This is a genomic window from Jiulongibacter sp. NS-SX5 (assembly GCF_052828545.1).
Genome location: NZ_CM128248.1, coordinates 607622 through 619363, shown reverse-complemented (window position 1 = coordinate 619363; position 11742 = coordinate 607622). Strand labels below are relative to the sequence as shown.

The window sequence follows — 11742 nt, the reverse complement described above, 5'->3', positions numbered from 1 at the left end:
CAAGTTTAACTCCATTTTTAGTCCAAACTGAAACCTCTTGTTTCGGTTTTCCAAGACTCATTTTAAACAAAACACCCCATTATTTCATTATAACGGGGTGTCCCAAAAAGTAATCTTTTAAAAATCCTATTTACTCTGGAAACAAACTTCTATCAATACCTGGGATGATCTTCAAGGCATTTTTGTAATACATTTTCCTTAAGACTTCATCTGAAAGCCCTAAGCCATACATTGGCCAGAAAGCATGGTACTTTTTGTGATATTGAAAATACTCATCTTCAGTTTCCAGAACTCTAAAATAGGTCACATATTCTTCAGGTTTCCAGCTGTCTTTTCCAAAAAGGACTCTATCCTGCCACTTTGTAAAGAATCTGTTAGCCGTACGAGGCTGACGACCAAGTTCAGCTATGACAGCACCTATTTCAGCGTATACATTCGGCATTGCAGTCAAAATACTATCGAGTTTCGGCAGGTTATTAGGATACCACCCCATATGGGCGGCTATGAAGGTTGTATTTGAGTGCTTTCTAAAGACATTATGCTGCTGATCTATCAATTCTTCCCAGCTGTAATCGCCTTTGTCTGTATCTCTTTTTCTTCTTGGATGCGTTTTTAGCTCCAGCCAACGTTCATTAAACTTGGTCATTGGATCCCAGAAAGGAGCAGGATCTGCGGTATGAATCAGAACCGGTATGCCCAATTCCCCAGCCTTAGCCCAAACAGGGTCTATTCTTTCATCATCTACAGCTACTAAAGAACCATCAGCATTTTTAACACTGAAGCCCAGACTTTTATAAATTTTAAGACCTTGAGCTCCTCGTTTCTTCACATCATCTTCCAGCATTTGAACGGCACGTTCTGTCCAGCCTGGTTCTGAGATATTATTGAAATCAATGTTGGTAAAAATGACAATTCTACCCGGTTGATTTTCTTTGACCGTCTGAACATAACTCTCTAATGTTCTTGTGGACTCATCAATATCTCTAGTCCACCCTCTACCACTTAAATTGACCATAACCCCCATATTTAGGGAATCCATGTAAGCTACAATCTCATCCACTTTTTCTTTGGAGTTCATACCAAATTGATGGTTATGAACATCAATAAATGGGAACTTTGCTCTATGTATCTCGCCTTGGTTGGGGACTACCAGTGTAGAAGTGGGATTGTATTCTTCAAAAGTGATTTCACCATTATTATCACCAATGGCAATCTGCTGAGCATAAGACATGCTAACTAAACCAATGGCAGCCAGCGTCAACTTAAACTTCATAAAGTATAGGATATGGTTTAAAAATATGCCTAATAGTCACCTTTGATAAGGAAACATTGCATACAGTCTAAAAACAGGTGAGATTCCACTCTATTTCTTAAACAAAATACAAACCGCATGAGCCTCTAAACCTTCTTTTCTACCAACAAAACCCATGGTCTCTGCGGTTGTGGCTTTTATACTAACACAATCTGGTTCTATATCAAGGCTTTCGGCAATCACCTTTTTCATTTCAGGTACATATTTGCCGATTTTAGGCTCTTGCAGAATCAGTGTGGAGTCGATATTACCTAGTTCCCAACCTTTTTCATTGATCATTTTATTGACCTCTCTCAAAAATATCTTACTATCTGCTCCCTTCCATTGAGGGTCGGTATTTTTGAAATGAAGACCTATGTCACCTAGAGACAATGCACCTAACATGGCATCACATATAGCATGAAGCAATACATCGGCATCAGAATGACCCATAGAGCCCACATGATGAGGTATTTGTATTCCTCCAAGAGTTAATTTATATCCTTCGGCTAGTTGGTGAACATCGTAACCATGCCCTATCTTTATTCCATGCATTCGTGTACTAAATTGAATTTTGAGACTGCAAGTTAAAGAATGATCGTTTTTAGAATAGTTTAAAAACAAAAAACGAGGATAGATCCTCGTCTTTTATTGCCCTTACCTGTTTGTTTTTGCATCTGTAATGCCTGACAAATATACTTAACGTATATTATTAAACGGCACTTTTATATTAAGAAATCGTTAAGTCAATCATTTTAAAATGAAGTATTTAAAAAGTATTCTTGGATCTGGTCTCCTAATGTCCCTAATCCTATTAGTCTCTTTTAAAGAATCTGAAAAGAAAACCTGGATAGCTATAGGCGATAGTATTACCTACTTAAATGATCATACTGATGAGACAGGTAACCGAGTGACTAAAGGATACCTTAGCCGAACAATAGAAATACATCCGGAATATCAATACCAAAACCATGGTTATAATGGCTGGACGGCCCAGCGAGTAGCAAGTAAGATAAATGATCTTGGAATAGGTAAAGCAGACTTATATACCATCTTTTTAGGAACAAATGACTGGTGGGCAGGAGTGCCAAAAGGAACACTAAAAGATTTTCATCAAAATACTGGAAACGGCACAATTGCAGGATCTTTCAGGATAATTATTGACCACATCAGAAGTCAAAATTCTTCAGCAAAGCTAATCGTTATAACGCCTATGCAGCGTACAGATTTTGTGTATATCAATAACTACAAAAACAATGCTTTTGGCTCATACAAAGCTAAAAAGGACCAAAACCTGGAAGAAATAGTTGATCTGATTGTTGCCATTGCAAAGCAGGAGAATCTGTCCTTTCTTGATCTTTTTCATGAACCTCAATTAAGTTTTGAGACGCTCGTTAACTTCAAGTATTTGAGAAATCCCGAAACTGGCCAGTATCAAGAATATAAATACCCAGACTACGTAGAAATTCCATTCGACCCTGAGAATGACCAATATCCTTACCCTCTTGACGCCATGGGTACAACTTATGACGGACTACATCCTTCAGACAAGGGTAATCAAATTATTGCAGAGCTTTTAGCTAAGAAAATCGAAGAGCTTTAGCCAGTTCGTTCCACTTCATCTATGATATTTTTTGGTGCCGTTAATAGACCGAGCATCATCATGAAACTCGTCACCATAATTACGAAGAAAAGAATACCATTATTAAAGTCGGTCAGCTTGTACTGATCAGGAATACTGTAGAATAAGAGAATGGTGATCAAACCCCGCGGCATCATAAACAGTTCAGGCAATGGACTCTCCTGCGGATTGGTGTATTTTAGGAAGATAAACCGAACCACCAATAAACATAAGACAATGAATGAACCCACTATCAGTACATCATTCTGTACCATTTTCTGAAGGTCAATAGAATACCCGAATAGCATAAAGAAGAAGGTTCTTACCACAAAAGATGTCTCAAATGTGATGACTTTAGTCTGCTCTTCCAGCTGTTTAAATCGGCGGTCGTTGGGAATAAGTTTATTGATTAAAGGTATATCACCCAGAATGTTCCTGTTGTTAATGATAAGACCAAAGAATAGGATAATCAATAAAGAAGGTAAGTGGATGATTTTACCAAAGGCATAAAGAGCCACCAAAACGGCAAAAATGAGGAAGAACTTGATCTCCTGAGTGATCTTGTTCAAGAGATAAATCAATAAAACTGCTACACCCACAGATACAACAATAGATATGGCAATAGACCCTAAGTATAATGCACCATTGCCTATTGTAAACTGATCTACTCCGATAAGGTAATTAAAAAACAGAATTCCGAGAATATCGGAAAAAGATGCTTCATAAATCAAAAACTCCTTGGTTTCGGGAGTTAGCATACCAACGGAAGGAATAACAATAGCACTACTAACAATAGATAGAGGTGTGGCGTAAACCAAACAATTGATGAAGTCATCACCCATCCAACCGGAAATAATGTAGGCGATTGAGAAAGATGAGACCAGCAGTATCAGTAAGGCAGAGACAAAAGCCCTGATTATAAGTTTGATTTTGTCTTTTTCAATATGAAGATCCAAGGCCGCCTCAAGAATAATCATAATCAACCCAATAGTCCCTAAAACCTGAACACTCTTATTGATGACATTCAACGGAACCAGTCCATCTCCATCAACATAGTTGAATAGAATACCTGTGGCTAACAGCCATAAAACAGAAGGAATTCGTGTTTTTCTACTGATAATATTGTAGAGATACGATAGCATTACGATCACGCATAATGCCAGAATGACATAGTTTGTATTCATTCATGAGGTTAGAGGGTACTTCTTGTAAATACTTTTTTGGATGGTTTAGTTCACGCTTTGTCTAATGTCCAGAAACTTAATCTCCCAAGACATGTGGTCATACTCTTCTTAGTCAATAACTTAAGGCCAGCCGCCTGAAAGAGTGTTTCTATTTTACCTTTATGATGTAGCTCAAATGTTTCAAAATTGTCAATAAGTCTGACCAAAAAGAAAGAGGCCTTTTCTTGAAATGATTTGGGTTGATCCCAATCCACTATGACCACCTTCCCATTTTTATGCAAAAGCCGATAAACTCGGTTTAAAAGTTCTTTTTTCTCTTCATTTTTTAAATGATGTAAAACCCATGTACAGGTTATTTTGGTGTATTCTTGACTAGATGCTGAGGCCACTTTGAAATCTTGGAGTGTGAAAAACTTGGAATTATTAATGTGTTTGGCTTTAGCCAATTCTATCATTTGTGGATCAGGGTCAATTCCCATAAATGAGTTTTCAGGATAGTTTTCAGCCGCTACTTTTAAAAGTTCACCTGTACCACAGCCAACATCCAGTAATGTCTCACTGGGCTTTAAGTCTAATAATCGAATAGCTTCACTTTTAATCTTTTTTTCAGGCACTAGAAGTCTGATGATTCGATCATAAAATGGTGTAAGAAATCGGTATTTAAGTGCCGGGTAAAATGACATAGAGCGATTATTCCTTCAGTAACTCGTGTATATCTTGTCAATTATCTTAATTGAATAAAAATAGATTGAGAAAAGGCCACTTGTGAGGCCAACATCATTGAGACTAACAGTAGTTTTTGAACGTTTACCATCTTCCATTCACTTTTGATGATTCAAGTTTAGTTTCCTTTACATCCTGCAATAAGGCAAAGAAATCCATCTCTGTAAGCTCCTCTAACTGGTCTATTGAAACTCGAAACTTCTCTACATCAAAATGCAGTGTGGGTTCATTTGGCAGAACAAAGGCTATTGATTCCTGAGGTTCTTTAGTGTTTCTGTTCATTCTAAAAACCAATTTGAAAAAGTGGGTGGGTACACAGATATCATTATATCTGCCGAAGTAATTCAAACGATTCTCAAATATAGGACCTGTGATGACATAAACCTCCCCAAAACGCCGAGCCCAACTTCTGGTTTTTAACTCCAGTTCTGTCCAGGCATATCGGTTTAAAAGAGAATCGAATGGAGCAATATTACTCATACCGAAAGTTTCTTCCATTAAGGATTGACAACACCTGAAATCACCAGCTGGAACCAAATGTCCACGGTCATACCCTGAACCAGAATAGTCTCTGTAAGCTGCTGTACTTAGCCCTATCAGTTCGTTTTCGTCAAACCTAACTCCATACCGTGAAGCCTCACCTCGGGTGTCTGAAGCCGTTAACTTATGTAGCGTGAAACGGGCCTGCATTATATCCTGATCATAAAAAAGCACATAGTTGGGTTTCTCAACCCAGCTACCATATGTGGATGGCTCGGGCAATATAATTTCAGGATAGTCTGTAAAAGATACACTATGAGCTATGTCATAGCTTTCTGGGGTTTTCAGGCCTAGTTTTACAAGAGTATTATGAATAATCTCAGGTCTGTTAATCAACACCAGAGCCAACAAAAGTGCAAGAAATACAAAGCCTGAAGCCAGGTAATTACGCCAGAAGTATTTTCTCAATGCCATAAACTAATGCAACGATTAGAACCGTTTTTACATTTACAGAGTAGACCTAAAGCCAAAGCTAACAGCTTGAGTACAAAAAACCATTTGAAAAGAAATTGACATGAAAAAAATATACGTTTCACTCCTTGCCTTATGGATGGTACCAGTTTTGAGCTATGCTCAAAAGGAAGAAAAATTAAAGATTTTCAAGTTTGATCCATTACCATTAACTACCTCTGCCCTATCATTTGGTGTAGAAAGTTTTAATGCCGAGCGTACCCGAAGCATGGACATTCACCTGGGCTTACGTTATAAAAAAGACAATAGTACCTATTACTATGAAACACCTGTGGGTGGTGAACAATTAGACCCTTTTACAGATTGGAAGGGGTTCCAATTGACCGTAGCCAGAAGGTTTTATGTGCCAGCGTTTAAAGATCGAGATCCAAATATTTTCAATCAGGAAACCAGTCAAAGCGGCGTCTATTTTGCACCATCACTCCGTGTAGATTTTAATCAGAATGAATATGATCAAAGTCGTTATGTGGGTCAATACAAACAAGAAACCAATACAACTGAATACATATTAATCACGGACAAAGGGAAAACTAATTATTCAGCAGTCATGCCTGCTCTAAATTTTGGCGTGCAGTTTAGCTTATTTCAATACGGTTATATTGACTTACATGTAGGTGGTGGCATTCGTTTTCAGTCTGAGAATACTATTAATAAAGAGTTTACCGGTGTGAATAGCTCCTATTACCGAAGCGGTGATGCTATTAATAATTTTATTTTAAAAGAAGGAGTGCAGCCTACAGGTGGTATTACGTTTGGACTGAGACTTTAAATTACTCTTTTGAGCTCAAACTCAGCAACGCCTATCTGGCCGTTTCGCCTGTAAATGATATGAATTTTCTTACCTTCTCTTTTAGAAAGTATGTTGTAAATCTCTGTGAGAGTGATTGTAGCAGCACTTTCCTGATTAAAGAAAACCAGTTCATCGCCAGGTAAAAGTCCGGCCATAGCTGCGGGAGAATCAGGTGAGACACCTTTGATATAATAGGTTTCCAGGTTGTTCTTTTGAGCTCTAATGTCCAGTCCACTCATATCATGCTCAAAAGGCTGCTTCATTTTCTTCTTGTTGGGCTTAAGAGCCATGTAACCTTCAGGATAATTAAAGGTCACCTTAAACCTTCGAAGCAACTCACCTCCAATACTACCTTGTCGATCGGCATCTGTAGGAGGAAATTTCATACTGAAAGCGAGGGAATCGGGAAACGAGCCAATAATATCTTTGACCTCAATATCACCCATTTTCAAAACGGGCACTCTACCTATTTCACCGAAAATTTCGCCATTCAATCCCCTTCCTAGATTAGAGCGAATGGTTTTTGAAGGTAAATTCACATTATCACTATCGGCATTTAATAATAAAGCGTGACCTGCACCAGTGTCTATTACCAGATTTAACTTTTTAGGTTCAGGGCTGGTTTCATCTATTATCTGCAGATTATCGATATAAGGCTTGTTTTGAGTAACAATAATAGGAAAAACCTCCCCATGTCTTGGCTTAAGCTTAAATTTCTCCGGTTTATGGACATTAATATACATTGAACCAAAGTCAATGGAAACCACAAAGTTTTCAAATAAGGAATGGCCAAATATCCCATGAATGGGTACACCCATATATTCTGACAACTCCAGGATATCTTCACTGAGCACCACAATGTTTTGTTGGTATCCCGTGATATCATCCATATGAACAGTGTGATTTATAGAAACACTTGCCATCAGATGTTTTTCTTTTCCAGCACCTTTTATCTCAACTTCTCTAATGTATTCCAGACCCATTTTTTCAGCAATTTTAGGGTCAGTTATAAAGATAGAATTGACACCGGTATCCAGTATGAAGTTGAGTGAATCTGTATCGTCTATTTTAACCTGAAGCACAGCGAGGTTAGAATAAACCTTAAATGGAATAGAGATACTTCGGTTATTATCATCCATAATGAACCCAAAAGGTTGATCAGGAAGATTCTTCTTTTTTCGCTTCCAAAATTGCCCAATACCGTCTATAGTAATCAGCTGAAAGCTGATTAACAGGCAAAGGAAATATGTAATGCGGCGGTTCATTATACTCAATTCTGGAACGTAATTTAAAAGAAATATGTCCCTAACAGGTATTGAAATCAGATGTATTTAGGTAATCATCTCGTAAATACTGAATTTTGCAACGCAATGGAGAAGAAAACTGATATAAGGACGCTGAATTTTGAGAAACTGCTGCAATGGTTTCTTGAAAATGGAGAGAAGAAATTCAGAGCTAAACAAGTATGGGAATGGTTATGGCAAAAATCTGTCACTGATTTTGAGCACATGACTAACCTTTCTAAAGCTTTGCGTGAGAAGCTTTCTACTCATTTTGTGATACTCCCAGTGACTGTAGACAGTAGTCAGATTAGCTCAGACAGAACGATAAAGTCCGGTTTCAGGCTTCATGATAATCATCTGGTTGAGGGTGTACTGATACCAACCACAGACCGAATGACCGCCTGTGTGTCTTCTCAAGTTGGCTGTTCATTGACATGTAAATTTTGTGCTACGGGTTATATGAACCGTGAACGTAACCTTACGGGTGCTGAGATATATGATCAGGTGGTTCTGATAAAAGAACAGGCAGAGCAAAATTATCAGCAGCCATTGACAAATATCGTTTATATGGGAATGGGTGAGCCATTGCTCAATTACGCCGCCGTTCTGGATTCTGTCGATAAAATCACCTCCGAAGAGGGCTTAAACTGGTCACCGAAGAGAATTACGGTTTCTACTGCCGGTATTGCCAAGATGATCAAAAAGCTCGGTGATGATGGCGTAAAATTCAATCTGGCTCTTTCATTACATGCCGCCAATGATGAGAAGCGAAATGAAATTATGCCAATCAATGAAAGTAATTCATTAAAGAACCTGGAAGAGGCCTTAAACTACTTCTACAGAAAAACGGGTAACAGAATTACCTTTGAATACATCGTTTTTTATGGTTTCAATGATAAGTTAGAGGATGCCAAAGAGCTTCTTGCATTTTGTAAAAGAGTACCTTCAAAAGTCAATATTATAGAATATAACCCCATCTCAGAGGCAAACTACCAAAATGCCGATGCTGATGCTATCGACAAGTTTGCAGCTTACCTGGAAAGAAATGGGGTTACAGTGAATATCAGAAGAAGCCGCGGCAAAGATATTGATGCAGCCTGCGGTCAATTAGCGATTAAGGAAGCCTAGTTGGTGACATAAACCCGTAAAGAGCATGCATAATCACCGCTGCTCTGATCTCCTAAAACTACGGCAGAAGTAGAGCCTCCATTGGTTAAACTGTTTTCAGTAAGCATGTCTAGTCCCTTATTGCTGGCTTTGTATTCTAAAAGTGATAATACATAGGCCGTTACGTCAAAACTATACGAGCCTCTGTACATCTCCTCTGAGAAATCGCTTTCATATTCGGCCACAACAGCCGAAGTATTGAAGTCAATAATAGCCTCCTGAGGCTCGTTTAAAAGGTTTATAGTGTACAAAGAGAGTGTTGAAGGAACCGCCAAACCATCAGAAATAGACTTTTTGAAAGTGTGAAAAATTAATTCGGCTTTCAAAACCGTTTTGCCGGGATATAGCTCATTGAAATTATCAATTCCTGGTAAAGTCAGTTTAGTTACCACCGGTAACCCATCCTGTAGAATAAACTTTTGATCGGTAGCCATGAGGGCATCTTTTGAGAGCTCTATCAATTCTCCATTTTGGTAAACAGAAAAAGTATTGAAGAGGCGATAACCTGTTTCCACCGGAAAGTCCAACTCAAATTCATCTGCAAATACATCATCATAATGACCGTAAATTCTCATTGCAGCACCTGAGGCATTAATGTGAAGCATTGCCGTGTTAGACTCATCAGAAACTAATTTAAAGCCTTTGATCAGCTCATCTAGAACAAGGGCTATATTATCAGGATTCTCTTTATACAGGTCAAATGCAGGCTGATATAGATCAGAACTAACCTCAAAAGTAAGGACAGAGTCACGATTCCAATATGGCGTGATACTTTGTTGATCAATTAACTCTGATCCTTGAATAAAACTCGTGGTATAATAGATCTCATTCAGGTCAATTTCCTGATCCAGCTGAATAAGAGAATAGCTTTGCGACACGGTAGAGTCACCCTCAGCATAGACTACAGGTAAAACGAACCTTACACTGTCTATTTTAAGGTCTGTACCGCCACTTAAACTTTTATAGGTATACGTGGGCTGTGCAATGGTAAAGTATGAGCAGGCTTCAAAACTAAAGTCTTCATCATAAACTTTCTTTCCGCTCAAGATTTCATAACCTCCCTGATTGGTTAATTCAACGGGCGAATACATAAATGTGTTAACCGAAAAAGTATCTATCACTACCGTATTGACTTCTGAATCTGGCTTGACATCAAAACTAATTCCCAAATCTCCTGTGGTACAAGAGGCTAAAAATGAGCATAGAAATAGTATGGAAACCGTTGTTTCTAATAGTTTTTTCATTTCTTAAAATTTTCTAAAGTCTATGGTAGAATGCTTTCCACTTCGGTAGCACTTACCGAAGGAGGAAAAGCTCCTTCAGTAAGTTTTTTCACATATAATTCTCCTAAGGCGTTTGCTACGGTCAGATTCTCAATCGGCTTTCTACCCTGAATTGCTGGTAGATAACTTTGGGTTATGATAGTTTCCTTACCCTTACTGATCAGAAGTTCATACCCATTCTCCCCTTTGTTTGTTTGATAGGTATACGCGGTTTCAGGTTGACAGGCAATTATGCCTAAGGCTAGAATAACGAGTAGTTTAATCTTCGTCTTCATCATCCTGAACTATGTCTGGTGTGTATTTCCAAATGTCATCGAAGCGGTAAATGCTATTTGAGCCCGTTGCAATATAGGCTTCATCTAAAATAGCCCAGGTAACCGCATAGTTTCTGTTGGTACCTTCAAAAGCCGTCATTTCATTCCATTCTGCCTCATCAGTTGATGTTGCCGGGGTATATTGCCAAACATCGTTACCTGAAGTACCTCCGGTGAAGTAGCCTTTGCCTTTTAGGGCAAATCCACTCCCATAAGAGCGGTCTACGTCTGTATCATCAAAATCTAATTCCTCTGACCAAGTATCAGTAGAAGGATTATAGCTCCAGAGGTCCGTTTGATTTACGCCGTTATTATTACCTGTACCTACATAGGCTATTCCATCTATGACGAAAGATGCAGCTCCTACCCTTTTGGCACCGCCAATACTTGTGATTTTTTTCCAGCTATCAGCTGATGGTTCATAGACATAGAAGTCTTTCATATAACTGCCGTCAAAGCCTGTACCTACATACCCTTTATTGTCAATTGAAAAACTCACTGCATGTCTTCTGGCTGTACCCATGAAGTCGGATTTTTGAGACCAAATGTTGGTAATGGGGTCATATTCCCAAAAATCATTCAGTTTTTCATCATTCTGGTCAAGGCCCGTTCCTACATAGCCTTTCCCATTTATTGATAATCCAACAGAGGCCGTTCTGGCTAAACCAGGAAAGTCTGCCAGCTGATACCAGGTATTCTTTTCCGGATCATATTTCCAGAAATCATTTAGCTTGTAACCATCTTCATCACCTCCAGATCCCAGATAACCTTCGTTGTTTATGGTAAACCCAAAAGAAGAATGCCTTGCTACACCATCAAAATCTGACAGTTTGAACCAATCACCATAGGCGGCGTCTACATCTGACATGTCACAGGACGTCAATAAAAAAACCGAGCCTAAAATGGATAGAAACGTTGTTTGCTTAGTCAATAACTTTATCATTCAATTATTTTGTTTTCAGCTGTGTTTACGTCGGTTCTCGTTGAGGACGTTGCCTTAATATTTAGATGAAGTGTAACTCGCTATTGAATTCACAAACATTTAGGACAATTTGAAATCTTATATAACTGATAT

12 protein-coding genes are annotated in these 11742 nt (G+C 38.5%); 3 read left to right on the top strand and 9 right to left on the bottom strand.

Annotated features, from left to right (window positions below):
• Positions 1–130 precede the first annotated feature (130 nt).
• Together ACUXV0_RS02600 and ispF are read right to left on the bottom strand one after the other, a co-directional pair.
• Complete coding sequence (locus ACUXV0_RS02600) at positions 131–1273, bottom strand: amidohydrolase family protein (RefSeq protein WP_446191505.1); 1143 nt, start codon at positions 1271–1273, stop codon at positions 131–133.
• Between the two features lie 90 nt (positions 1274–1363).
• On the bottom strand, positions 1364–1846 hold the full coding sequence (gene ispF / locus ACUXV0_RS02595; RefSeq protein WP_446191504.1) for a 2-C-methyl-D-erythritol 2,4-cyclodiphosphate synthase: 483 nt from the start codon (positions 1844–1846) through the stop codon (positions 1364–1366).
• 205 nt (positions 1847–2051) lie between these two features.
• On the opposite strand from ispF, the gene ACUXV0_RS02590 reads away from it, so the two are divergent.
• Positions 2052–2894, top strand: coding sequence for an SGNH/GDSL hydrolase family protein (locus ACUXV0_RS02590; protein ID WP_446191503.1), 843 nt, complete (start codon positions 2052–2054; stop codon positions 2892–2894).
• Here the strand turns inward: ACUXV0_RS02590 and ACUXV0_RS02585 are convergent.
• The 3 genes from ACUXV0_RS02585 to ACUXV0_RS02575 all read right to left on the bottom strand — a co-directional run bounded on the left by ACUXV0_RS02585 (position 2891) and on the right by ACUXV0_RS02575 (position 5773).
• A complete protein-coding gene (locus ACUXV0_RS02585; protein WP_446191502.1) occupies positions 2891–4096 on the bottom strand; it encodes a cation:proton antiporter domain-containing protein in 1206 nt (401 codons plus the stop codon). The genes ACUXV0_RS02590 and ACUXV0_RS02585 overlap by 4 nt on opposite strands.
• Positions 4097–4146: 50 nt before the next feature.
• Entirely contained in the window at positions 4147–4779 is a 633-nt protein-coding gene (locus ACUXV0_RS02580) for a class I SAM-dependent methyltransferase (RefSeq protein WP_446191501.1), read from the bottom strand.
• A 124-nt stretch (positions 4780–4903) separates the two neighbouring features.
• Positions 4904–5773 (bottom strand): DNA/RNA non-specific endonuclease, encoded by an 870-nt coding sequence (locus ACUXV0_RS02575; RefSeq protein ID WP_446191500.1) that lies wholly within the window; start codon positions 5771–5773, stop codon positions 4904–4906.
• 100 nt (positions 5774–5873) lie between these two features.
• On the opposite strand from ACUXV0_RS02575, the gene ACUXV0_RS02570 reads away from it, so the two are divergent.
• Positions 5874–6599: a hypothetical protein gene (locus ACUXV0_RS02570; protein ID WP_446191499.1), complete on the top strand. Its 726-nt coding sequence runs from the start codon at positions 5874–5876 to the stop codon at positions 6597–6599.
• Here ACUXV0_RS02570 and ACUXV0_RS02565 read toward each other — a convergent pair.
• Positions 6596–7885: an aspartyl protease family protein gene (locus ACUXV0_RS02565; protein ID WP_446191498.1), complete on the bottom strand. Its 1290-nt coding sequence runs from the start codon at positions 7883–7885 to the stop codon at positions 6596–6598. The two genes, ACUXV0_RS02570 and ACUXV0_RS02565, sit on opposite strands and share 4 nt — an antisense overlap.
• 105 nt (positions 7886–7990) lie before the next feature.
• Here ACUXV0_RS02565 and rlmN point away from each other — a divergent pair, with 105 nt between their 5' ends.
• Positions 7991–9031 carry a 23S rRNA (adenine(2503)-C(2))-methyltransferase RlmN gene (rlmN, locus tag ACUXV0_RS02560; RefSeq protein WP_446191497.1) on the top strand — a complete coding sequence of 347 codons (1041 nt, stop codon included), beginning with the start codon at positions 7991–7993 and terminating at the stop codon, positions 9029–9031.
• On the opposite strand, the gene ACUXV0_RS02555 is transcribed toward rlmN, so the two are convergent.
• Genes ACUXV0_RS02555 through ACUXV0_RS02545 form a run of 3 tightly spaced genes read right to left on the bottom strand, consistent with a single transcriptional unit; the run spans position 9028 to position 11535 of the window.
• On the bottom strand, positions 9028–10314 hold the full coding sequence (locus tag ACUXV0_RS02555; protein ID WP_446191496.1) for a DUF4270 family protein: 1287 nt from the start codon (positions 10312–10314) through the stop codon (positions 9028–9030). The two genes, rlmN and ACUXV0_RS02555, sit on opposite strands and share 4 nt — an antisense overlap.
• Before the next feature lie 20 nt (positions 10315–10334).
• Complete coding sequence (locus ACUXV0_RS02550; protein WP_446191495.1) at positions 10335–10631, bottom strand: DUF4907 domain-containing protein; 297 nt, start codon at positions 10629–10631, stop codon at positions 10335–10337.
• A complete protein-coding gene (locus ACUXV0_RS02545; protein ID WP_446191494.1) occupies positions 10612–11535 on the bottom strand; it encodes a Kelch repeat-containing protein in 924 nt (307 codons plus the stop codon). The genes ACUXV0_RS02550 and ACUXV0_RS02545 overlap by 20 nt, the downstream gene beginning before the upstream one ends.
• Between the last annotated feature and the right edge of the window lie 207 nt (positions 11536–11742).